Annotated in this window: 20 protein-coding genes and 1 pseudogene; 19 read left to right on the top strand and 2 right to left on the bottom strand. The window is 70.8% G+C overall.

The genetic code is table 11. The annotated features are described in order from the left end of the window. Nucleotides 1–14 precede the first annotated feature (14 nt). Nucleotides 15–1,244, top strand: a complete 1,230-nt coding sequence (locus KLO01_RS09660; RefSeq protein ID WP_147064517.1) for a geranylgeranyl reductase family protein — start codon at nucleotides 15–17, stop codon at nucleotides 1,242–1,244. Then, nucleotides 1,244–1,711 (top strand): hypothetical protein, encoded by a 468-nt coding sequence (locus KLO01_RS09665; RefSeq protein WP_147064519.1) that lies wholly within the window; start codon nucleotides 1,244–1,246, stop codon nucleotides 1,709–1,711. Before KLO01_RS09660 ends, KLO01_RS09665 begins: the two co-directional genes overlap by 1 nt. A gap of 126 nt (nucleotides 1,712–1,837) precedes the next feature. On the opposite strand, the gene KLO01_RS09670 is transcribed toward KLO01_RS09665, so the two are convergent. Both KLO01_RS09670 and KLO01_RS09675 read right to left on the bottom strand, forming a co-directional pair. Then, nucleotides 1,838–2,509, bottom strand: a complete 672-nt coding sequence (locus KLO01_RS09670; protein WP_147064522.1) for a SanA/YdcF family protein — start codon at nucleotides 2,507–2,509, stop codon at nucleotides 1,838–1,840. A gap of 67 nt (nucleotides 2,510–2,576) precedes the next feature. Further along, entirely contained in the window at nucleotides 2,577–3,878 is a 1,302-nt protein-coding gene (locus KLO01_RS09675; RefSeq protein ID WP_147064524.1) for an isochorismate synthase, read from the bottom strand. 74 nt (nucleotides 3,879–3,952) lie between these two features. Here KLO01_RS09675 and KLO01_RS09680 point away from each other — a divergent pair, with 74 nt between their 5' ends. The 17 genes and pseudogenes from KLO01_RS09680 (at nucleotide 3,953) to KLO01_RS09760 (ending at nucleotide 23,410) form a co-directional block, all read left to right on the top strand. Continuing rightward, nucleotides 3,953–4,648, top strand: a complete 696-nt coding sequence (locus tag KLO01_RS09680; protein WP_147064526.1) for a demethylmenaquinone methyltransferase — start codon at nucleotides 3,953–3,955, stop codon at nucleotides 4,646–4,648. Nucleotides 4,649–4,760: 112 nt separating this feature from the next. Continuing rightward, complete coding sequence (locus tag KLO01_RS09685; protein WP_246136168.1) at nucleotides 4,761–6,011, top strand: NAD(P)/FAD-dependent oxidoreductase; 1,251 nt, start codon at nucleotides 4,761–4,763, stop codon at nucleotides 6,009–6,011. Beyond that, on the top strand, nucleotides 6,008–6,370 hold the full coding sequence (locus KLO01_RS09690; RefSeq protein WP_147064531.1) for an NADH-quinone oxidoreductase subunit A: 363 nt from the start codon (nucleotides 6,008–6,010) through the stop codon (nucleotides 6,368–6,370). Before KLO01_RS09685 ends, KLO01_RS09690 begins: the two co-directional genes overlap by 4 nt. A gap of 46 nt (nucleotides 6,371–6,416) precedes the next feature. After that, nucleotides 6,417–7,013: a NuoB/complex I 20 kDa subunit family protein gene (locus tag KLO01_RS09695; RefSeq protein ID WP_147064533.1), complete on the top strand. Its 597-nt coding sequence runs from the start codon at nucleotides 6,417–6,419 to the stop codon at nucleotides 7,011–7,013. Continuing rightward, nucleotides 7,010–7,786 (top strand): NADH-quinone oxidoreductase subunit C, encoded by a 777-nt coding sequence (locus KLO01_RS09700; RefSeq protein WP_147064535.1) that lies wholly within the window; start codon nucleotides 7,010–7,012, stop codon nucleotides 7,784–7,786. The genes KLO01_RS09695 and KLO01_RS09700 overlap by 4 nt, the downstream gene beginning before the upstream one ends. Further along, nucleotides 7,786–9,198, top strand: a complete 1,413-nt coding sequence (locus KLO01_RS09705) for an NADH-quinone oxidoreductase subunit D (protein WP_147064537.1) — start codon at nucleotides 7,786–7,788, stop codon at nucleotides 9,196–9,198. Before KLO01_RS09700 ends, KLO01_RS09705 begins: the two co-directional genes overlap by 1 nt. Continuing rightward, nucleotides 9,198–10,049: pseudogene (nuoE, locus tag KLO01_RS09710) on the top strand (NADH-quinone oxidoreductase subunit NuoE); the annotation flags it as partial. The gene KLO01_RS09705 and the pseudogene nuoE, both read left to right, overlap by 1 nt. Before the next feature lie 338 nt (nucleotides 10,050–10,387). Continuing rightward, nucleotides 10,388–11,701, top strand: coding sequence for an NADH-quinone oxidoreductase subunit NuoF (nuoF, locus tag KLO01_RS09715; RefSeq protein WP_147064539.1), 1,314 nt, complete (start codon nucleotides 10,388–10,390; stop codon nucleotides 11,699–11,701). Further along, complete coding sequence (locus KLO01_RS09720) at nucleotides 11,698–14,178, top strand: NADH-quinone oxidoreductase subunit G (protein ID WP_147064541.1); 2,481 nt, start codon at nucleotides 11,698–11,700, stop codon at nucleotides 14,176–14,178. Before nuoF ends, KLO01_RS09720 begins: the two co-directional genes overlap by 4 nt. Beyond that, on the top strand, nucleotides 14,175–15,638 hold the full coding sequence (nuoH, locus tag KLO01_RS09725; protein WP_147064544.1) for an NADH-quinone oxidoreductase subunit NuoH: 1,464 nt from the start codon (nucleotides 14,175–14,177) through the stop codon (nucleotides 15,636–15,638). Before KLO01_RS09720 ends, nuoH begins: the two co-directional genes overlap by 4 nt. Then, entirely contained in the window at nucleotides 15,631–16,242 is a 612-nt protein-coding gene (gene nuoI / locus KLO01_RS09730; RefSeq protein WP_147064546.1) for an NADH-quinone oxidoreductase subunit NuoI, read from the top strand. Before nuoH ends, nuoI begins: the two co-directional genes overlap by 8 nt. After that, nucleotides 16,239–17,042: an NADH-quinone oxidoreductase subunit J gene (locus tag KLO01_RS09735; RefSeq protein ID WP_147064548.1), complete on the top strand. Its 804-nt coding sequence runs from the start codon at nucleotides 16,239–16,241 to the stop codon at nucleotides 17,040–17,042. The genes nuoI and KLO01_RS09735 overlap by 4 nt, the downstream gene beginning before the upstream one ends. Then, entirely contained in the window at nucleotides 17,039–17,338 is a 300-nt protein-coding gene (nuoK, locus tag KLO01_RS09740) for an NADH-quinone oxidoreductase subunit NuoK (protein ID WP_147064549.1), read from the top strand. Before KLO01_RS09735 ends, nuoK begins: the two co-directional genes overlap by 4 nt. Nucleotides 17,339–17,350: 12 nt before the next feature. Continuing rightward, entirely contained in the window at nucleotides 17,351–19,303 is a 1,953-nt protein-coding gene (gene nuoL, locus KLO01_RS09745; protein ID WP_147064550.1) for an NADH-quinone oxidoreductase subunit L, read from the top strand. Beyond that, nucleotides 19,303–20,856 carry an NADH-quinone oxidoreductase subunit M gene (locus tag KLO01_RS09750; protein WP_186827992.1) on the top strand — a complete coding sequence of 518 codons (1,554 nt, stop codon included), beginning with the start codon at nucleotides 19,303–19,305 and terminating at the stop codon, nucleotides 20,854–20,856. The genes nuoL and KLO01_RS09750 overlap by 1 nt, the downstream gene beginning before the upstream one ends. Continuing rightward, complete coding sequence (gene nuoN / locus KLO01_RS09755) at nucleotides 20,853–22,427, top strand: NADH-quinone oxidoreductase subunit NuoN (protein ID WP_147064552.1); 1,575 nt, start codon at nucleotides 20,853–20,855, stop codon at nucleotides 22,425–22,427. The genes KLO01_RS09750 and nuoN overlap by 4 nt, the downstream gene beginning before the upstream one ends. Further along, nucleotides 22,424–23,410: a polyprenyl synthetase family protein gene (locus KLO01_RS09760; RefSeq protein WP_147064554.1), complete on the top strand. Its 987-nt coding sequence runs from the start codon at nucleotides 22,424–22,426 to the stop codon at nucleotides 23,408–23,410. The genes nuoN and KLO01_RS09760 overlap by 4 nt, the downstream gene beginning before the upstream one ends. Nucleotides 23,411–23,517 lie beyond the last annotated feature (107 nt).

Here is a 23,517-nt window from a genome sequence, read left to right on the forward strand (position 1 = left end):
GCGAGAATGAGCGCGTGACCACCCCCCAGCGCACGGACGTCCTCGTCGTCGGAGCCGGCCCAGCCGGCTCCGCTGCAGCGGCCTGGGCGGCGCGTGACGGCCGAGATGTCGTCCTCGCCGACGCCGCCGTCTTCCCCCGTGACAAGACCTGTGGCGACGGGCTCACCCCGCGGGCCATCGGTGAGCTCGAACGCCTGGGCCTGCGCGACTGGGTCCGTGCCCACACCGTGAACAAGGGCCTGCGCGCACACGGCTTCGGCCAGACACTCGAGCTCGAGTGGCCCGGCGGGACACTGCCCGACTACGGCTCTGCCGTGGCCCGCACGGAGCTCGACGACCACCTCCGGACCACCGCGCTCAAGTCCGGCGCGCTCGGGGTCGAGGGGGCCAAGGCGGTCGACGCGCGCATCGAGGGCGGGCGCGTGCGCGGTGTGACGTTCCAGCGCGACGGCGAGACCTTCGAGATCGAGTGCGAGCGGCTCATCGTCGCCGACGGCGTGCGCTCGCCGCTCGGCAAGGTGCTCGGTCGTGAGTGGCACAAGGACACCGTGTATGCCGTGGCCGGCCGGTGCTACGTCGACTCCGGGATGTCCGACGACCCGTGGATCAGCAGCCACCTCGAGCTGCGTGGTGAGCAGGGCGAGATCCTCTCGGGCTACGGCTGGATCTTCCCGCTCGGCGACGGCTCCGTGAACGTCGGTGCGGGCACGCTCGCCACGACGAAGCGCCCGGCCGAGGTGGCGATCAAGCCGCTCATGGCCCACTACGTCGAGCAGCGCCGGACCGACTTCCAGCTCAGCGGCGAGGCTCGGATGCCCACGAGCGCGCTCCTGCCCATGGGCGGCGCGGTGAGCAACATCGCCGGGCCCAACTGGGCGCTCATCGGCGACGCCGCCGCGTGCGTCAACCCGCTCAACGGCGAGGGCATCGACTACGGGCTCGAGGGTGGTCGCCTGGTCGTCGACGTGCTCGACACCGATCTCTCGGTGACGTGGCCGGCGACGCTCCAGGAGCACTACGGCGAGTCGTTCTCCATCGCCCGCCGCCTGGCCGGTGTCGTCACCGTGCCGCGGGTGCTCCCCGCACTCGGCCCGGCCGGGATGCGCTCGGACTGGCTCATGACCCTCGCGCTCCGCTGGATGGGCAACCTCGTCACCGACGAGGACGCCGACCGCGCCGCCCGTGTGTGGCGCTGGGCCGGTCGCCGGTCGATCGCGCTCGACCACCGCCCGCCCTTCACCTGATGCGTGGGGTGGCGTCGGGCCGTCGCCTGATGCTGCGCGGGTCCGGCTACCTGACCCTGGTCGTCGTCATCCTCACGGTCTTCCTGGCCGCTGGCGTCATGGGGTTCCTCGACCCCGCGATGGATGCCTCGTCCGATCCCGACTGGATGTTCTGGGTGTGGACGGCAGCGAATGTGGGGTTGTTGGCCCGAGCGCCCTTCGTCGGCCTCCTCATCGACGAGGACAGGGTGGTGCGCAGGGGATGGGTGCGCAGCCGGACCTACGCCGCGTCCGACGTGGTCGGGGTGGGGTCGCGCGGCTACTCGGGCCTCCTCAACCGGGGCTCGCAGTCACGTCGGTTCACGATGCTCACGCTGAAGAGAGCCAACGGACCGACCGTCGAGGTCCCGGAGGTCACGGGCCGTGCGGCCACCACCGCCCACTCGGTGAGCGCCGCTCGTTCCGTGCTCGGCCTTGACGGCAGGTAGGCGCGTCCCGGTCGACCTGTTGTCGCCGCCACCTCGCGTCGTCGGGGCTGAAGATGGGCCCGACAACGCAGGTTGGCCCCGACAAAAGGAGACGCACCCCCGCAGCCCGCAGCGGCGACCGGCGCCTCAGGAGGTCCGGGCCAGGGCGTCGCGGACGCCGGGCTCCGGGTCTCCGAGCACCGGGTCGCGACGGCTCACCACGTCGGCGACGGCCTTGAGGTTCGCGACCTTCTCGCGGGCCCAGCCGATCCGCCAGTCCCGAGGGAAGCGGTCGCGCACCGAGACGTCGCCGACCCCCTGCGTCGTCATCCCCGCCGCCCGGCACAGCGCCACGGCGCGCCCGACGTGGTAGCGCTGTGAGACGACGGTGACCTCGTCGACGCCGAAGATCCGGTGGGCACGCTGGCACGAGTCATAGGTGTCGCGCCCGGCGAAGTCGAGCACGACCGCCTCCGTCGGCACCCCGGCCGCGACGAGGTAGTCGCGCATCGCCGTCGGCTCGTCGTAGGCGTGGGTGCGGTTATCGCCGGACACGAGCAGCACCCGCACCTTGCCCGCCCTGTAGAGCTCGACCCCGGCGTCGAGCCGGGCCTTGAGATAGGGCGAGGGAACCCCGTTCGCATCGATGCCAGCGCCCAGGACGAGGGCCACGGGAGTCGTCGGCGCCTCCGCCACAGAGTGCACGCGGCCGGCCGAGGCCACCGAGACCCACAGCCACGGCCCGAGCACCGCGACCAGCCCGAGGACCACGGGCACGGTGAGCACCCGGACCCAGCGCCGCCCCCAGAACCTCTTCACCGCAGCAGTGTGTCGCACCGGATGTGTCCGTCGTGGGAGGGAACCGTGAAGGTCCTGCGACGGCGGGTCAGGGGCGGGTGGCGGTGAGGGCGTCGCGCATCGGGATGAGCTTGGCGTCCGACTCGGCCACCTCGGCCTCGGGCACCGAACCGGCGACGATGCCGCAGCCGGCATAGAGCGACATGCGCTGCGGGTCCTCGGCCGAGATCGCGCCCGACCGCAGGGCGATGCCCCACTCGCCGTCGCCGCTCGTGTCCATCCAGCCCACCGGCCCGGCGTAGCGACCGCGGTCCATGTGCTCGAGCTCGGAGATCAACGCGTCCGCCACCGGGGTCGGGGTGCCGCACACCGCCGCGCTCGGGTGGAGCGACGCGGCCAGCGCCAGCGACGAGGTCGCGTCGGTGAGGACGCCTGCCACGTCGGTCGCCAGGTGCATGACGTTGGACAGGTGCAGGACGAACGGCGCCTCGGGGACGTTCATCGAGGAGCAGTGCGGCGCAAGGGCATCGGCGACCGAGCGCACGGCGTACTCGTGCTCCTCGAGGTCCTTCGACGACCGCGCCAGGGAGGCAGCCAGGGCCAGGTCGTGGTCGTCGTCGCCGGTGCGCCGGATGGTGCCGGCGAGCACGCGCGAGGTGACGAGGCCCTTCTCGCGGCGCACGAGCATCTCGGGCGTCGCGCCGACCAGGCCGTCGACGGCGAACACCCACGTCGACTCGTAGCTCTCGGCCAGCCGTGACAGCAGCCACCGCACGTCGACCGGCGCGGCGGTGCGCACGTCGAGGTCGCGCGCGAGCACGACCTTGTCGAGGTCGCCGCGCTGGATCCGCGTGACCGCCTCGGCCACGGCTCCGGCCCACTCGGCCGGCGAGAGGGAGCCGTCGGCGAAGGCCACCTCGCCGGGCGCCTCGACGTCGTCGTGGACGACCGGGTCCACCGTCGGGGGCAGCGCGTCGGGGGTGGTCGTCGTCGTGACCCACCACTGGTCGCCGCGCCGGCCGATGACGACCGAGGGTACGACGAGCGTTGCGCCGGAAGGGGAGTCGGCGGCATACGAGATGGCGCCGAAGGCGACGGGTCCAGTGCCGGGCAGGTCGACCTCGTCGCGCACGACCGCGGAGGCCGCGACCGACTGCCACCACGACTCGAGCAGCGCGAACCGCGACTCACCGTGCGCCGTCACCGACGCCGCGCGGCCCCAGCCGACGAGGCCCTCGCCGCGACGCACCCAGGAGGTGGTGTCGTGGGGGCTCGTCGCGGGCAGGAGCGACAGCAGTGCCGTGCCGTCCGCGGGGGACAGGGCAACGGTGCGCGTGACCAGCGGCGCGAGGGGTGCAGTGTCCGGGTGGGACGTGGGCAGGGACGTCATCACCGGGAAGCGTAGCCCCGCCCCCACCGGAGTCCCGCACTGGAGCAGTCGCCGCGCGGTGAGAGGATGACGCCATGAGCCGCGCCTCCCTCGACAAGCAACCGCGCGACGTCGCCGCGATGTTCGACGACGTCGCCGAGAGGTACGACGTCACCAACGACGTGCTGTCCCTCGGCCAGGACCGCCTGTGGCGGCGTGCCGTCCTCAAGGCCGTCGACGCCAAGCCGGGGGAGCGGGTCCTCGACATCGCCGCCGGCACGGGCACGTCGAGCGAGCCGTTCGCCGACACGGGCGTCCACGTCGTCCCCGCCGACTTCTCGCTCGGCATGCTCCGCGTGGGCAAGGAGCGCCGCGACGACCTCGGCTTCACCGCCGCCGACGCGATGCGCCTGCCGTTCGCCGACGCGAGCTTCGACGCCGTGACGATGTCGTTCGGCCTGCGCAACGTCGCCGACATCGACGCCGCCCTGCGCGAGTTCGCGCGGGTGAGCAAGCCGGGTGGGCGCCTCGTCGTCTGCGAGTTCAGCCAGCCGGTCAACGGCGCCTTCCGCAAGGTCTACAGCGAGTACCTCATGGAGGCGCTCCCGCGCGTGGCCCGCAAGGTGAGCTCCAACCCCGAGTCCTACGTCTACCTCGCCGAGTCGATCCAGGCGTGGCCGGACCAGCGCGCGCTCGCGACCCGGGTCGCCGCGGCCGGCTGGGGGAGCGTCGAGTGGCGCAACCTCAGCGGTGGGATCGTCGCCCTGCACCGCGCCGTCAAGTCCGCCTGAGCGCCCCGAGAGGTCAACTTAGGGTCGCCTGAGTGAACCGCCCGGAATCGCCTGCATAGAGTGGTCCGAAGTTCGTGAAGGCTTTCACAAGCAAGGTGTGTCGTTGAGTTTCGTGCCAGATGCCGCAGGCGTCGTCGTCATCGGAGCCGGCCCGGCCGGTTCCGCTGCTGCGGCACACCTGAGCGCAGCCGGGTGCGACGTCCTCGTCCTCGAGCGCACGCCCGACGCCTCCGACCGGACCGGCGCCGCGGCGCTCACGCCCGCAGCCGTCCGCGAGCTCGAGGTCCTCGGCCTCGGTGAGGCCGACACCGCCGGCTGGCACCGCACCACCGGCGTCCGCTTCGTCGGCGGCGGCATGCGCCTCGCGCTCGCCTGGCCCGACGCCTCCGGCCGTCCGGCCCACGGCCTCGTCACCTCACGTTCCGTCCTCGACGAGACCCTCGTGTCGTATGCCGTCCGCTCCGGTGCGCGCGTCGTGCGCGGCACGGAGGTCACCGGGCTCACGCGCGACGCCGCCGGCCGCGTCGACGGCGTCGCCACCTCCGGCGGCGCCGTCCGCGCCGACCTCGTCATCGACGCCTCCGGCGCCACGTCCGTCTCTCACGAGGGCACGACGTCGCGTGGCGCCGTCGCCGTCACCGCCGACTTCGAGAGCCCCCGCCACACCGACGACCACGTCGAGTCGTGGCTGCGGCTGTCCGCCGGCGACGGCGCGCAGCTGCCCGGGCACGGCTGGATCGTCGGCCGCGGCGACGGACACGTCAGCGTCGGTGTCGGCGCCCTCGCCGACGACACGACCGCGACCCCCGACGCCTGCGCCGGAGTCCTCCGCCAGTGGCTCACCGCGTTGCCCGCGAACTGGCAGCTCACCGAGTCGACGATGACCGGCCCCGTCTCCGGCGCCCGCCTCTCCACCGGCCGCCCCGCCTCGCCCCGATACGCCGACGGTGTCCTCGCCGTCGGTGACGCCGCGGCCGTCGCCAACCCGGTCACCGGCGAGGGCCTCGCCGCCGCCCTGACCTCCGCGCGCCTCGCCGCCGTCACCGTCGCCCGTGCCCTCGGGCACCCGGGTGAGGAGCAGCGCGAGGCCGAGCTCACGGCATACGACGCGGTGCTCGCCCGTGCGCTGGGAGGCCACCGGACCCTCGGACGCGCCGTCGCGCGACTCGCCGACCGCCCGCTCGTCACCCGGCTCGCGACGACGTGGGCCCTGCCGCACGAGCCGCTGATGTCGTTCGTCCTCACCCGCGCCACCGCTCCCGCCCCTGCCCACGTTGAGACCGGCGTCACTCCCTCTACGATGGGGCCCGTGACCCGAGCCGCCGCACACCCTGGCACCGAAAGGGGAGTTGACCAGCGATGAGCAACCCCTACGTCCCGATCCTCTTCCTCCTGGCTCTCGGCTTCGTCTTCGCCGCCGGCTCGGTCTTCACCAGCCTCGTGGTCGGACCCAAGCGCTACAACCGCGCCAAGTCCGAGCCCTACGAGTGCGGCATCCAGCCGTCGCCGCGCGCCGAGGGTGGCGGCCGCGTGCCGATCAAGTACTTCCTCACGGCGATGCTCTTCATCATCTTCGACATCGAGTCGGTGTTCCTCTACCCGTTCGCCGTCGCCTTCGACCAGCTCGGGCTCTTCGCGCTCGTCGAGATGGTCATGTTCATCATCACCGTCTTCGTCGCCTACGCCTACGTGTGGAAGCGCGGCGGTCTGGAGTGGGACTGATGAGATTCGCCACCGCTGTGCCTGACCCGACTGGAAGGGGTCTCTGATGGGACTCGAGGAGAAGCTGCCCGCCGGCTTCGTGCTCACGACGCTCGAGAGCGTCGTCGGCTACATGCGCAAGGCCTCCATCTGGCCGGCGACGTTCGGCCTCGCCTGCTGCGCCATCGAGATGATGGCCGTCGGCACACCGGACTACGACATCGCCCGCTTCGGCATGGAGCGCTTCTCGGCGACGCCGCGCCAGGCCGACCTCATGATCGTGGCCGGACGCGTCTCCAACAAGATGGCGCCGGTCGTCCGCCAGGTCTACGACCAGATGCCCAACCCCAAGTGGGTCATCTCCATGGGTGTCTGCGCGAGCTCCGGCGGCATGTTCAACAACTACGCGATCGTCCAGGGCGTCGACCACATCATCCCGGTCGACATCTACCTGCCGGGCTGCCCGCCGCGCCCCGAGATGCTGCTCAACGCGATCATCGAGCTGCACGACCAGATCCAGAACTCCAAGCTCGGCGTCAACCGGGTCGCCGCCGCACGAGCCGCCGAGGAGGCCGCCCTGCGCGCCGTCCCGACGTCGCTCATGCCCCCGACCCACGACCACGGCGCCCTCACCGCGACGCCCGGGAGGAACCTCCTCGCATGAGCGACAAGCCAGCAGAGAAGGCCACCCCTCCCGAGCCCGTCACCGGCTCCGAGGACCTGCACGCCACCGACCTCGACGTCACCGAGGCCAACGCGTACGGCGACACGGCGCCCGTCCGGATCGGCGAGCGTCAGGGCATGTTCGGCCCGACCAAGGGCAGCGACACCACCGGCTACGGCGGCCTGCGCACCCCGATCCTCTTCCCGGGAGCGGCGCAGAAGCCCTACGGCGGCTACTTCGACGAGGTCACGGCCACGCTCGAGCAGGCGCTCGGCGACACGGGTGACACGGCATACGGCTCCGCCATCGAGCGGGTCGTCGTCGACCGCGGCGAGCTCACCCTCCACGTGCGGCGCGAGGCGCTGCCGACCGTCGCCCGCGCGATGCGCGACGACCCGGCCCTGCGCTTCGAGATCTGCACCGGCGTGTCCGGTGTGCACTACCCCGGCGAGGTCGGCCGCGAGCTGCACGCGGTCTACCACCTGCTCTCGATCACCCACAACCGTCGCGTCCGCCTCGAGGTGAGCGCGCCGGACTCCGACGCGACCATCCCGTCGGTCGTCGACACGTGGCCCGCTGCCGACTGGCACGAGCGCGAGACGTGGGACATGTTCGGGATCATCTTCGAGGGCCACCCGGCGCTGACCCGGATCCTCATGCCCGACGACTGGCCGGGCCACCCGCAGCGCAAGGACTATCCCCTGGGTGGAATCCCGGTGGAGTACAAGGGCGGCACCGTCCCGCCGCCCGACGAGCGGAGGTCGTACAACTGATGGCGACTCACGAAGAGACCGTCTACGAGGACGTTCCCGCAGGCGAGGACAGCCCGGGCCTCGACCCGGACCTCGGTGCGAACGACCCCTACGCCACGACCGACGCCGACCGTGAGGACGGCGCGCGGGTCTTCAACGCCTCCGGTGGTGACTGGGGCGACCTCGTCGACGAGGCGACCGCCCTCCACGAGGAGCGGATCGTCGTCAACATGGGGCCGCAGCACCCGTCGACGCACGGCGTGCTCCGCCTCATCCTCGAGCTCGACGGCGAGACGGTGACCGAGGCCCGCGCTGGCATCGGCTACCTCCACACCGGCATCGAGAAGAACATGGAGTACCGCAGCTGGGTGCAGGGCGTGACGTTCTGCACGCGCATGGACTACCTCACCCCGATGTTCCAGGAGGCGACCTACTGCCTGGGCATCGAGCGGCTCCTCGGCATCGAGGACAAGATCCCCGAGCGGGCGAGCATCATCCGCGTCCTCATGATGGAGCTCACCCGGATCAACTCCCACCTCGTGTGCCTCGGCACCGGCGGCATGGAGCTCGGTGCGACCACCGTCATGACGGTCGGCTTCCGTGAGCGCGAGCGCATCCTGCGGATCTTCGAGGCCGTCACCGGCCTGCGCATGAACAACGCCTACATCCGCCCCGGCGGTGTGGCGCAGGACCTCCCGCACGGCTGCCTCGACCAGATCCACGCCACGGTCCCCGAGCTGCGTGCCGGCCTGCGTGAGCTCGAGCTGCTGCTCAACGAGAACCCGATCCTCAAGGGACGCACCAAGGAGGTCGGCTACCTCGACCTCGCCGGCTGCATGGCGCTCGGCATCACCGGGCCGATCCTGCGCTCGACGGGCCTCCCGCACGACCTGCGCAAGAGCCAGCCCTACTGCGGCTACGAGACCTACGACTTCGAGGTCGTCACCCGCACCGGCGCCGACGCCTACGACCGCATCCGGATCCGCCTCGACGAGATGTACGAGTCGCTCAAGATCATCGAGCAGTGCGTCGAGCGCCTCAAGAAGGTCCACGGCCCGGTCATGGTCGAGGACAAGAAGATCGCGTGGCCGGCCCAGCTCTCCGTCGGCAGCGACGGCCAGGGCAACAGCCTCGACCACATCCGCGAGATCATGGGCACCTCGATGGAGTCCCTGATCCACCACTTCAAGCTCGTCACCGAGGGCTTCCGCGTTCCTGCCGGTCAGGCCTACGTGCCGATCGAGTCGCCCAAGGGCGAGCTCGGCGCGCACGTCGTCTCCGACGGCGGCACGCGTCCCTTCCGGGCGCACTTCCGGGACCCGAGCTTCAACAACCTGCAGGCCGTGGCCGCGCTGTCCGAGGGCGGCCAGGTCGCCGACGTCATCGTCGCCGTGGCCTCGATCGACCCCGTCATGGGAGGCGTGGACCGCTGATGGAGCACTACGGATTGCAGACGGCCGCCGGGCACCTCACGGTGTCGCCGGAGTCCAAGGAGCCGTATGCCGCGGAGCAGCTCGCGCAGCTGCACGCGGACGCGGAGCTGGTGCTCGCCCGCTACCCGCAGAAGCGCTCGGCGCTGCTGCCCCTGCTGCACCTCGTCCAGTCTGTCGACGGCTACGTCACCGGTCGCGGCATCGACTTCTGCGCCGAGGTCCTCGACCTCACCCGCGCCGAGGTCTCCGGTGTGGCGACGTTCTACACCCAGTACAAGCGCCACCCCAACGGTGAGTACACCGTCGGTGTCTGCACCAACACGCTCTGCGCGATCATGGGCGGCGACGAGATCTGGGACTCGGTCTCGGACCACCTCGGCATCGGCCACGACGAGACGACCGAGGACGGCAAGGTCACCCTCGAGCGCATCGAGTGCAACGCCGCGTGCGACTACGCCCCCGTCGTCATGGCCAACTGGGAGTTCTTCGACAACCAGACGCCGGAGTCGACCAACCAGCTCGTCGACGACCTGCGCTCCGGGGTCCCGGTCAAGCCGACCCGCGGCCCCGACTCGGTCTGCACCTTCAAGCAGATGTCGCGCGTCCTCGCCGGCTTCCACGATGGTCTCGCCGACCAGGGCGTCGGTGCCGGACCCGCCTCGCTGCGCGGCCTCGAGGTCGCCCACCAGAACGGCTGGGAGGCCCCCCGGGCCGACCAGGGTGGCGCCAAGGACGGCAGCGGCCAGGAGAGCGACACCCGGGCCAGCGCCGGCGGCGCTGCCGTCGAGGGCAAGGCCCCCGGACGCCACAGCTCGACGGACACCCCCGCCAACGACGCCGACGAGAAGCCGGGTGGCAAGACCGCCACGAAGCCGGCGAAGAAGTCGGCCAAGAAGCCCGAGCAGCCGTCCACCGTCCAGGCGGAGGCCGAGCCGGCCTCGCTGTTCGACGACGGCGCCACGACCGCCGAGGCCGAGCCCAGGGGCGACGCCCCGCTCACCGGCACCCCCGCCGCCGCCTCCTCGCAGGGCGCGACGCCGCAGACCGGTGGCGACCGCCCGGAGGAGTTCGTCAGCTCCTACGGCGAGGACACGACCGCCCCCGGTGAGGACGCGGCCAAGGAGCCCGGCTCCACCGAGGCCACCAAGCGCAGGAAGCGCGAGAGCGGCAAGAACGGGAAGGACGACGCATGAGCACCACGCTGACCCCGATCCTCACGAAGTTCTGGGACGACCCCCAGAGCTGGACGCTCGAGACCTACGAGAAGAACGAGGGCTACCAGGCCCTGAAGAAGGCGCTCGCCATGGCGCCGGCCGACCTCGTCCAGATGACCAAGGACTCCGGTCTGCGTGGTCGTGGTGGCGCCGGCTTCCCCACCGGCATGAAGTGGGGCTTCCTGCCCCCGCCGGACGGCGGCCCCCGCTACCTCGTCGTCAACGCCGACGAGTCCGAGCCGGGCACCTGCAAGGACATCCCGCTCATGATGGCGGCCCCGCAGTTCCTCATCGAGGGCGTCGCGATCACGTCGTTCGCGATCGGCTGCAACCACGCCTTCATCTACCTGCGCGGTGAGGTCGTCCACGTCTACCGCCGCCTGCTGCGCGCGGTCGAGGAGGCCTACGCGGCCGGGCACCTCGGCAAGAACATCCACGGCTCGGGCTTCGACCTCGACGTCACCGTCCACGCGGGCGCCGGCGCCTACATCTGTGGTGAGGAGACCGCGCTCCTCGACAGCCTCGAGGGCCGTCGCGGACAGCCGCGCCTCAAGCCGCCGTTCCCCGCCGTCGCCGGGCTCTACGCCCGCCCGACCGTGGTCAACAACGTCGAGTCGATCGCGTCGGTCCCGCCGATCCTGCTCCACGGCTCCGAGTGGTTCGGCGACATGGGCACCGAGAAGTCGCAGGGCTTCGGCATCTTCAGCCTCTCGGGCCACGTCAAGAACCCCGGCCAGTACGAAGCACCGCTCGGCATCACGCTGCGCGAGCTGCTCGACATGGCCGGTGGCATGCGCGACCCCGACAAGGCGCTGAAGTTCTGGACCCCCGGCGGGTCCTCGACGCCGCTGTTCACGGCCGAGCACCTCGACACCCCGCTCGACTTCGAGTCGGTCGCCGCGGCCGGCTCGATGCTCGGCACCCGCGCCCTGCAGATCTTCGACGAGACGACCTGCGTCGTGCGCGCTGTCGACCGCTGGACCGACTTCTACAAGCACGAGTCCTGCGGCAAGTGCACCCCGTGCCGCGAGGGCACGTGGTGGCTCAAGCAGATCCTCGGCCGGCTCGAGCACGGGCAGGGGAGCGAGGAGGACCTCGACAAGCTCCTCGACATCTGCGACAACATCCTGGGCCGCAGCTTCTGCGCGCTCGGCGACGGTGCGACCAGCCCGATCACGAGCTCCATCCAGTACTTCCGCGACGAGTACCGCGCCCACCTCACCGAGGGCCGCTGCCCGTTCGACTCGCGTGAGTCCACGCTCTTCCACAAGGACCGAGTGACCGCATGACTGTGACCGACGACAAGAAGACGGCGACGACCGACAAGCCCGCCGTCGAGATGGTCGACCTCTCGATCGACGGCATCGACGTCTCCGTCCCCAAGAACACCCTCGTCATCCGGGCGGCCGAGGAGGCCGGGATCGAGATCCCGCGCTTCTGCGACCACCCCCTCCTCGAGCCGGTCGGCGCCTGCCGCCAGTGCCTCGTCGAGGTCGCGACGCCGGGCCCCGACGGGACGCTGCGTCCGATGCCGAAGCCCCAGGCCTCGTGCACCATGACGGTCTCGCCCGGCATGGAGGTCAAGACCCAGCACAGCTCGCCCGTCGCCGACAAGGCGCAGCAGGGCGTCATGGAGCTTCTCCTCATCAACCACCCGCTCGACTGCCCGGTCTGCGACAAGGGCGGCGAGTGCCCCCTGCAGAACCAGGCGATGAGCAGCGGCCGTCCGGTGAGCCGCTTCGAGGACGTCAAGCGGACCTACCCCAAGCCGATCAACATCTCGAGCCAGGTCCTCCTCGACCGCGAGCGCTGCGTTCTCTGTGCGCGCTGCACCCGCTTCTCCGACCAGGTCGCCGGTGACCCGTTCATCGCCCTCGTCGAGCGTGGGGCGCTGCAGCAGGTCGGCATCTACGAGGAGAAGCCGTTCGAGTCGTACTTCTCCGGCAACACCGTCCAGATCTGCCCCGTGGGCGCGCTCACCGGTGCCGCCTACCGCTTCCGCGCCCGTCCGTTCGACCTCGTGTCGACGCCGAGCGTGTGCGAGCACTGCGCGGCCGGCTGCGCGACGCGCACCGACCACCGTCGTGGCTCGGTCCTGCGCCGCATGGCCGCCAACGACCCGGCGGTCAACGAGGAGTGGAACTGCGACAAGGGCCGCTGGGCCTTCCAGTACGCCACGACCCCCGCCCGCCTCGAGCTGCCGCTCGTGCGTGAGGACGGCGAGCTCCGCGTCGCCTCCTGGCGCGAGGCCCTCGAGGTCGCCGCCGCCGGGCTCAAGGCGGCCTCGGCCGCCGGTGTGCTCGTCGGTGGCCGCGTCAGCACCGAGGACGCCTACGCCTACGGCAAGTTCGCGCGCACGATCCTCGGCACCAACGACGTCGACTTCCGTGCGCGTCCGCACTCCGCCGAGGAGGCCGACTTCCTCGCCTCGAGCGTCGTGGCCACCGGTCCCGAAGGCGGCGCGGTCACCTACGCCGACCTCGAGTCGGCCAAGACCGTCGTCCTCGCGGGCTTCGAGCCCGAGGACGAGAGCCCGATCGTCTTCCTTCGCCTGCGCAAGGCGTCGCGCAAGTCCAAGACGGCCGTGTATGCCGTGTCGCCCGTCGCGACCCGCGGCCTCGCCAAGGTGTCCGGTCGCCTCATCCCGACCGCGCCCGGCACCGAGCCCGAGGTCCTCGACGCCCTCGGCAAGGGCTCGGCCAGCGGTGCGCCCGGCGACGGCCCCGACACCGTGCGTGACGCCGCCGAGGCGCTGCGCGGCGAGGGCGCGATCATCCTCGTCGGCGAGCGTCTCGCGACCGTGCCCGGCGCCCTGAGCGCCGCCGCACGTCTGGCCGAGACCACCGGCGCCCGGCTCGCCTGGGTCCCGCGGCGTGCGGGGGAGCGCGGTGCCCTCGAGGCCGGCGCCTTCCCGACGCTGCTGCCCGGCGGACGCCCGGTCACCGACGCCGCGGCCCGTGCCGACGTCGCCACCGCATGGGGAGTCGTCGGCCTGCCCGATGCCGCCGGTCGTGACTCCGCCGCCATCCTCGAGGCCGCGCGCACCGGCAAGGTCGGCGCCCTCGTCGTCGGTGGCGTCGACCCGCTCGACTTCGGTCGCGCGGACGCCCTGCAGGCCTTCGAGAACACCTTCGTCGTCTCGCTCGAGATCCGCGAGTCCGCGGTCACCGCGCTCGCCGACGTCGTCCTGCCCGTCGCGGCCCACGCCGAGAAGGCCGGCAGCTTCGTCGACTGGGAGGGGCGCGTGCGTCCGTTCCAGCAGGCGATCGAGACCGGCTTCGTCAGCGACCACCGAGCGCTCGACATGCTCGCCGACGAGCTCGGTGAGTTCCTCGGCTGCCGCACCGTCGGCGAGATCCGCTCCGAGATGGAGCGCATCGGCCCGGCCACCGGCGCCCGGGTGGGCGCACCCAGCGTCGACGCCGGTGAGGTCCCCAGCGCCGAGGACGGGCACCTCGTCCTCGCGACGTGGCGCCACCTGCTCGACAAGGGCCTGCTCCAGGACGGCGAGCCGTTCCTCGCGGGCACCGCGCCGAAGGCCGCGGCCAAGGTCTCGCCGGTGACCGCCGACTCGCTCGGTGTCTCCGACGGTGACGCCGTCACCGTCGTCGCCGGCGACTCGACCGTCACGGTCCCCGTCGCCGTCACCGACATGGCCGACCACGTCGTCTGGCTCCCGACCAACTCCGAGGGCTGTGACCTGCGGGGCACGCTCGCGGACGCCCCGGGCATCCGCGTCTCCGTCACCAAGGTGGACCAAGCATGAGCACCCTTCTCAGCCTCCACGAGGCGGCCGGCACGTTCAGCGAGAGTGCGCTGCACGGCATACAGACGCTTGCTGCCGAAGGCAAGGACAACCCGCGGGCCGACTTCTCGGACACCCCGTGGTGGCTGTCGCTGGTCAAGGCGCTCATCATCTTCGTCTACCTGCTCGTCTCGACGCTCATGGTCATCTGGTTCGAGCGCCGGGTCATCGGCCGGATGCAGCAGCGCCCCGGGCCCAACCGCAACGGCCCGTTCGGCCTCCTGCAGACCCTCGCCGACGGCATGAAGGCGATGCTCAAGGAGGACAACACCCCCGCCAAGGCGGACCGGTTCGTCTTCACCCTGGCGCCGCTCATCACCGCGACGATGTGCTTCATCGGCTTCGCGATCATCCCGCTCGCGGGTGAGGTGAGCATGTTCGGGCACCGCACGCCGTTCCAGCTCGCCGACTCGCCGATCGCCGTGCTCTTCGTGCTCGCGATCGCCGGCATCGGCATCTACGGCGTCGTGCTCGCCGGCTGGTCCTCGGGCTCGCCCTACCCGCTCATGGGTGGCCTGCGCTCCTCGGCGCAGATGATCTCCTACGAGATCGCGATGGGCCTCTCGCTCGTCGCCGTCTTCCTCTACAGCGGCTCGATGTCGACCTCGCAGATCGTCGGCTCGCAGGGCAGCGTCTGGTACATCGTCCCGGCGTTCTTCAGCTTCTTCGTCTACGTCATCACGATGGTCGGCGAGACCAACCGCCTGCCGTTCGACCTCGCCGAGGGCGAGGGCGAGCTCACCGGTGGCTTCCACACCGAGTACGGCTCGATGCGCTTCGCCATGTTCTTCCTCGGCGAGTACATCAACATGTTCACCGTCGCGGCGCTGGCCACGACGATGTTCCTCGGTGGCTGGCAGGCGCCTCCCGGCATCGCCGCCATCAACGACGGCATGTTCAACGAGGGCTGGTGGGGCCTGCTCTGGTTCACCATCAAGCTCTGGATGTTCATGTTCGTCTTCGTGTGGCTGCGCGGCTCGCTGCCCCGCACGCGCTACGACCAGTTCATGCGCTTCGGCTGGAAGTTCCTCATCCCGGCCACCCTCGGGTGGGTCGTGCTCGTGGCGTTCTTCCGCGGTGCGCAGAACGGCTGGTTCGGGGACGCCGCGCTCGAGATCGCCGGCCGCCGCTTCCCGGTGTCGTCGCTGGCGATCGTCGGGCTGGTCGCCGTCGGCGCGCTCGCCTTCGGCTGGTGGTGGGACAACCGCGCCATGGCCAGGGAGGCGGCCGCCAACGAGACCGCGCCCGAGGAGATCGACCCGTATGCCGGTGGGTTCGTCGTGCCGCCGCTGCCCGGTCAGCGTCTGCGCGAGACCGCCCGTGTCGGCGCGCCCGCGCTGCCCGAGGCCGACCCCGTGACCGAGAGGCCGAGCGGTCCTGCCGTGTTCGACTTCACCGACAAGGAGGCCCCTCGTGGCTGACGACAAAAAGGGCGGGTTCCTCTCCGACCTCTTCGCCCCCGTGGGCGGCTTCGGGGTGACCTTCGCGACGATGTTCCGCAAGGTCGCCACGACCGAGTACCCCGAGGTGAAGCGCCCGACCGCGCAGCGCTTCCACGGCCGCCACCAGCTCAACCGTCACCCCGACGGTCTCGAGAAGTGCGTCGGCTGCGAGCTGTGCGCGTGGGCCTGCCCCGCGGACGCGATCCTCGTCGAGGGCGCCAACAACGACGACGCCTCGGGCCAGCGGTTCAGCCCTGGCGAGCGCTACGGCCGCGTCTACCAGATCAACTACCTGCGCTGCATCTTCTGCGGCCTGTGCATCGAGGCCTGCCCGACGCGCGCGCTGACGATGACCAACGAGTACGAGATCGCCGACAACAACCGCGCCGACCTCATCTTCACCAAGGAGCAGCTGCTCGCCCCGCTCCAGGGCGGCATGGTCCCGGCCCCGCACCCGATGGTGCAGGGCATGGAGGAGCGCGACTACTACCTGGGCAAGGTCTCGCAGGCCACGCCCGAGCAGAAGGAGTGGGCGCAGGCGCACCACGCCGGCGACCCGCAGACGCAGGAGGCCACGTCATGACCAGTGGTGGAGAAGCGATCCTCTTCTGGGTCCTCGCCCCCATGGCCGTCGCCGGCTCGCTCGGCCTCGTCTTCGCCCGCAAGGCCGTCCACGCCGCCCTCGGCATGGCGCTGACGATGATCGTCCTCGGCGTCTTCTACCTCGCCCAGGGCGCGGACTTCCTCGGTGTCATCCAGATCTTCGTCTACACCGGCGCCGTGATGATGCTCTTCCTCTTCGTCGTCATGCTCGTCGGCGTCGACTCCTCGGACAGCATCGTCGAGACCCTCAAGGGACAGCGCGCCGCGACCGTCGTGCTCTCGCTCGGTCTCGGGGTCCTGCTCGCCGGGGCCCTCGGCCGCGTCACCATCGGCGACGCGCCGGCCGACAAGGTCCACGCGCTCAACGCCCAGAACGGCAACGTCTCCGGCGTCGCCGAGCTGATCTTCGGCCGCTACGTCTGGGTCTTCGAGGCCACCTCCGCCCTGCTCATCACCGCCGCGCTCGCCGCGATGGTGCTCGCCCACCGCGAGCGCCTCGGGTCGCGTCCGAGCCAGCGCGCCTGGTCCGAGCGCCGGATCCGCTCCGGCGAGAACCTCGCCGGCCTGCCGGTGCCCGGTGTCTACGCCCGTCACAACGCGGTCGACACCCCGGCCCTGCTGCCCGACGGCTCGCCGAGCGAGCTCTCGGTCTCGCGCGTCCTCACCGCCCGCGACCAGGTCGGCAACGCCACCCCGTGGGTCGAGGCCGAGCGTGAGATCGAGCGCGACGTCTCGCAGGACCGTGACCGCGACGACGCCGCCAAGGAGGACCGGGCATGAGCCTGATCAACTACATCTACCTCGCGACGCTGCTCTTCGTCATCGGCGGCGCCACCGTCCTGACCCGTCGCAACGCGATCGTCGTGTTCATGGGCGTCGAGCTCATGCTCAACGCCGCCAACCTCGCGTTCGTCACCTTCGCCCGGCTGCACGGCAACCTCGACGGGCAGGTCATCGCCCTGTTCGTCATGGTCGTCGCCGCGGCCGAGGTCGTCGTCGGTCTCGCCATCATCATGGCGATCTTCCGCGCCCGCCGGTCGGCCTCGGTCGACGATGCCAACCTCCTGAAGCTCTAAGGGGCTGCACTCGTGAACTCATTGGCACTGCTCGCCGCGGAAGGTGAGGTGGCCTCGGCCACCGGCATCACGGCATACGCATGGCTTCTCGTCCTCCTCCCGCTCGCGGGAGCCGGGCTCCTCCTCCTCGGAGGCAAGGCCACGAACGCCTGGGGCCACCTGCTCGCGACGGCCCTGTCCTGGGCCAGCTTCGTCGTCGGTCTCCTCGTGCTGCTCGCGATGGTCGGTCGCGGCCACGAGGAGCGCGCCGCCCACGTGGGGGGGTGGAACTTCATCCCCGCGGGGCAGTTCCAGCTCGAGACCGGGCTGCTCGTCGACCAGCTCTCGATCGCGTTCGTCCTGCTCATCACGTTCGTCGGGTCGCTCATCCACGTGTACTCGATCGGCTACATGGCGCACGACCCGAACCGGCGCAAGTTCTTCGCGTACCTCAACCTCTTCGTCGCATCCATGTTGTTGTTGGTGCTGGCCGACTCCTACCTCCTGCTGTTCGTCGGCTGGGAGGGCGTGGGTCTGGCGTCGTACCTGCTCATCGGCTTCTGGAACCACAACCCGGCGTACGCGACCGCGGCCAACAAGGCGTTCTTCGTCAACCGTGTCGGTGACGTCGGCATGTCGATCGCGATCATGCTCATGTTCGCGACGTTCGGCTCGGTCGACTTCGCCACCGTCCACGCGGGCGCGGCGGAGGCCGGCTCGACGACGATGACGGTCCTCGGGCTGCTGCTGCTCGTCGGCGCCTGCGCCAAGTCCGCGCAGTTCCCGCTGCAGTCGTGGCTGGGCGACGCCATGGCCGGTCCCACCCCGGTCTCGGCGCTCATCCACGCGGCGACCATGGTCACCGCCGGCGTCTACCTCGTCGTCCGGTCGCACTCGATCTTCGACGCCGCGCCCAACGCGCAGCTCGCCGTCGCCATCGTCGGTGCGATCACCCTGCTCTACGGCGCGATCGTCGGTTGCGCCAAGGACGACATCAAGAAAGCCCTCGCCGCCTCGACGATGAGCCAGATCGGCTACATGATGCTCGCCGCGGGTCTCGGCCCGGTCGGCTACGCCTTCGCGATCTTCCACCTCATCACCCACGGCTTCTTCAAGGCCGGGATGTTCCTCGGCGCCGGCTCGGTCATGCACGGCATGAAGGACCGCGTCGACATGCGCGGCTTCGGTGGCCTGTCCGGGTTCATGAAGATCACCTGGGTGACCTTCGGCCTGGGCTGGCTCGCCATCCTCGGTGTCCCGCCGTTCTCGGGCTTCTGGTCCAAGGACAAGATCATCGAGGCCGCGTTCATCGGCGAGGGCTGGCGACCGTGGGTCTTCGGTGGCATCGCGATGATCGGCGCCGGGATCACCGCCTTCTACATGTCCCGCCTGTTCTTCATGACCTTCCACGGCAAGAAGCGCTGGGTCGACGAGCACGAGGACGCCGAGCGCGGGGTGCACCCGCACGAGTCGCCGCTCACCATGACCGTCCCGATGATGGTGCTCGCCGTCGGCTCCGGCCTGCTCGGTCTCGTCCTGTCGTGGGGTGGCATGTTCACCCACTGGCTCGAGCCGGTCGTCGGCGCCCACGGTGAGGAGCACCCGGTCCTCGCGGTGCCCGTCATCATGGCGCTCACGCTGCTGCTCGTCGCCGGCGGCGCGGCCTACGCGTGGATGCTCTACTGGCGCGACGAGGTCGCGGTCGTTGCACCGCGTGGCTCGCTCGTCACGCAGGCCGCTCGCGCCGACCTCTACCAGGACGCGATCAACGAGGGCCTGTTCATGCGGCCCGGCACGCACCTCACCCGCGCGCTCGTCTTCACCGACGGCAAGGGTGTCGACGGTGTCGCCGGCTCGCTGGCCGCCATGATCGGTGGCGCGTCCTCGCGACTGCGCCGCGTCCAGACCGGCTACGCCCGGTCCTATGCCCTGACGATGCTCACCGGCGTCGTCGCCGTCCTCGGAGCCCTGTGGGTGATGAACTGATGTCCTTCCCCCTGCTCACCGTGATGATGGTCGTGCCGCTCGTCGGCGCGGCGGTCGTCTGGCTGCTGCCTGCGGGCTCCTCGCGGCTCGCGCGCCCGATCGCGCTGGCCACCTCACTCGTCACGCTCGTCCTGGCGCTGCTGGCCTGGGCGCGGTTCGACACCGGCAGCTCCGCCGGGCGCTACCAGCTCACCGAGACGCACTCGTGGATCCCGCAGTTCGGTGTCTCCTACGCCCTCGGCGTCGACGGCATCGCGCTCTCGCTCATCGTCATGGCCGCGATCCTCACGCCGGTCTGTCTCCTCGCCGCGTGGAACGACCTCGAGGGCGACAGGGACGACGACGGCAGCGGTCGAAGGGAGAAGACCTACTTCGCGCTCATGCTCGTGCTCCTCACCTTCATGGTGGGTGTCTTCGCGGCGCGCGACGTCTTCCTCTTCTACGTCTTCTTCGAGGCCATGCTCATCCCGGTCTACTTCCTGATCGGGCTCTTCGGTGGCCCGCGTCGGCAGTACGCCGCGGTGAAGTTCATCCTCTTCTCGCTCGTCGGCGGGCTCATCATGCTCGTCGCCGTCATCGCGCTGTACTTCCACGGCCCCGGTGGCGAGCAGGGCTTCCTCTACGAGGCGCTCGAGGGCAACGTCACCGGCTCCACCGCGACCCAGCGCTGGCTCTTCCTCGGCTTCTTCATCGCCTTCGCCATCAAGGCGCCGATGTGGCCGGTCCACACCTGGCTGCCCGACGCCGCCTCCGAGGCGCGCCCGGCCACGGCCGTGCTCCTTGTCGGCGTGCTCGACAAGGTCGGCACCTTCGGGATGCTGCGCTTCTGCCTCGGGTTCTTCCCGGAGGCCTCGAAGTGGGCGACGCCCGTCGTCATCACCCTCGCGGTGATCTCGGTGATCTACGGCGCGCTGCTCGCCATCGGGTCGCGAGACATCATGCGGCTCATCGCGTTCACCTCGATCAGCCACTTCGGCTTCATCGTCATGGGCATCTTCGCGATGACCTCGACGGCCGGTGCCGGCTCGGCCCTCTACATGGTCAACCACGGGTTCTCGACCGCCGGGCTGTTCCTCATCGCCGGGTTCCTCGTCGCGCGCCACGGCTCGCAGCGGATCGCCGACTACGGCGGCTGGCAGCGGGTCACCCCGGTGCTCGCGGGCACGTTCCTCGTCGCCGGTCTGTCCTCGCTCGCCCTGCCGGGCCTGTCGTCCTACGTGTCCGAGTTCCTCGTGCTCGCCGGGACGTTCCAGCGCTACGAGTGGGCCGCGGCGATCGGGACGATCGGCATCGTGCTGGCCGCCCTCTACATCCTGCTGACCTACCAGCGCGTCTTCACCGGCCCGCGTCCGACGTTCGCCGAGGCGGCCGAGCCGCGTGACCTCGGCCTGCGCGAGAAGCTCGTGGTGGCACCGATCATCGCCTCCTTCCTGCTGCTCGGCTTCTTCCCGAAGCCGGTCCTCGACCTCGTCAACCCTGCCGTGAGCAAGACGCTCGAACTCGTCGGTGTCACTGATCCTGCGCCGACCAACGCCTCCGGGAGTGCCCAGTGACCGCCGCCCTGACCGCCCTGCCGACGGCCTTCGAGGCTGTCAAGGTCGACTACGCCGCCGTCGGGCCGATGCTCGTCGTCGTCGCCGCCGCGCTCATCGGGGTGCTCGTCGAGGCGTTCGCGCCGCGGCTGCTGCGCCACACCATCCAAGTCGTGCTCACCCTCACCGCGCTCGTCGTGGCGTTCGTCGTCCTCGTGCTCGTCTCGGTCGACCACCACGGCGTGACCGTCGGCGGCTCGATCGTCATCGACGGGCCGGCCCTGTTCATGCAGGGCTCGCTCCTCATCTTCGCGGTCCTCGGCATCCTCACGATGTCCGAGCGCTTCGGTGGCCGCTCGGCCGACGCCTTCACCCCGATGGGTGCGGCCACGCCCGGCTCGCCGGCTGAGGCTGCGGCCGACCGTGCGGGCTATGCGACGTCGGAGGCCTTCCCGCTGACGATGTTCGCGGTGTTCGGCATGCTCATGTTCGTCTCGGCCAACGACCTCATCACGATGTTCGTCGCGCTCGAGGTCCTGTCGCTGCCGCTCTACGTCCTCACCGGGCTCGCCCGGCGTCGTCGCCTGCTCTCGCAGGAGGCGTCGCTCAAGTACTTCCTGCTCGGCGCGTTCTCGTCGGCCTTCTTCCTCTTCGGCGCGGCCCTGCTCTACGGGTATGCCGGGTCGTCCGACCTGTCGAAGATCGCCTCGGCGATCACGACGGCCAACGGCGACCTCGAGGGGCTGCTGCTCCCCGGTGTCGTCCTCACCCTCGTCGGCCTGCTCTTCAAGATCGGCGCCGTGCCGTTCCACTCGTGGACCCCGGACGCCTACCAGGGCGCCCCGAGCCCGGTCACCGGCTTCATGGCCGCGGCGACCAAGCTCGCGGCCTTCGGTGCGATCCTGCGCCTGGCCTACGTCGGTCTGGAGGCCTCGCGTCTCGAGTGGCGCCTCGGCGTCGCGGCGATCGCCGTCCTCACGATGGTCGTCGGCGCCGTCCTGTCGGTGACCCAGACCGACATCAAGCGGCTCCTGGCCTACTCGTCCGTCGCGCACGCCGGGTTCATCCTCGTCGGCGTCCTGGCGTTCGACCGCACCGGTGTCTCCGGCGTGATGTTCTACCTCGTGGCCTACGGCCTCGCGACGATCGCGGCCTTCGCCATCGTGGCGCTGGTCCGCTCGGGCGGCTCCGAGGCGACGCACCTGTCCCAGTGGGCGGGCCTGGGGCGCAAGCACCCGGTCCTCGCCGGCATCTTCGCGCTGCTCCTGCTCGCCTTCGCGGGCATCCCGCTCACCTCCGGCTTCACCGCGAAGTTCGCGGCGTTCGCCCCGGCGATCGCGCACGGCGGGCTCGCGGGTGTCGTCATGGTCGTCGTCGGTGTCCTCGCGTCGGCGGTCACGGCGTTCGTCTACTTCCGGCTCATCGTGCTCATGTACTTCACCGAGCCGACCGGTGACGACGTCGCCGCCCTCACGCCCTCGATCGCCTCGACGATCGCCATCACCGTCGGTGCCCTCGGCACCGTGATCCTCGGCATCGTCCCGGGCCCGATCCTCGACCTCGCCGGTCGGGTGTCGCAGTTCATCCAGTGACGCTGGCACTGCCCGAGGTCTCGGCCGGGCTGCAGGAACGCCTCGTCGACGGGCTGGCCCGGGTCGAGGCCCTCATCGAGCAGCGCATCGACCACGACGACCCGTTCATCGCCGAGGCCAACGTCCACCTGCTCCGCGCCGGTGGCAAGCGGTTCCGCCCGATGCTCACCATCCTCGCCGCCGAGCTCGGCGACGGGGTCAACGACGACGTCGTCACGGCGGCGGCCGCGGTCGAGCTGACCCACCTCGCCTCGCTCTACCACGACGACGTCATGGACGAGGCGGACCTGCGACGCGGGACGCCCACGGCCAACACGGCATACGGGAACTCCACGGCCATCCTCGTCGGCGACCTGCTCTTCGGGCACGCGTCGGCGCTCGTGGCCGAGCTCGGGGCCGAGGCCGTCCGCATCCAGGCCGAGACCTTCATCCGGCTGTGCACCGGCCAGATCCGCGACGACCGCCAGCCGCCCGAGGGCGAGGACTCCGGCGCCCACTACATGCGGGTGCTCGAGGACAAGACCGGCGTGCTCATCGCGACGGCGGCGCGCTACGGCGCGATGTTCTCGGGGTGCCCCGACGACGTCGTCGAGACGATGCGCGTCTACGGCGAGCGGCTCGGCATGGCGTTCCAGCTCGCCGACGACCTCATCGACATCGAGTCCAGCGAGGAGGAGCTCGGCAAGACGCCGGGCACCGACCTGCGCGAGGGCAAGCGCACGCTCGCCGTGCTCCACGCCCTGGCCTCCACCGCACCCGAGGACGCCCGCCTCCAGCAGCTGCTTCGCTCGGACCTGTCCGACGACGCCGAGCTCGCCGAGGCGCTGACGCTGCTGCGGGCCCACCCGGCACTCGCCCGCGCGCGCGACGAGACGCGGGTCGTGGGGGAGCAGGCACAGGCGGCCCTGGTCGACCTGCCCGAGGGCGAGGCCAAGACGGCCCTGCTCGCGCTGGCGACGTCGGTCACCTCCCGCGCCTCCTGACCCAAGTCCCCCTCCTTTCCCGCCCGAAGTGGGTTTCGTGCACTGGGCTCCGCCGCGGCGACGTGGCCCACTGCACCCTTCTCATGCCCAGTGTTCGTCGTCCACAG

Source organism: Knoellia locipacati, assembly GCF_007992835.1.
GTDB classification, from domain to species: Bacteria; Actinomycetota; Actinomycetes; order Actinomycetales; family Dermatophilaceae; genus Knoellia; species Knoellia locipacati.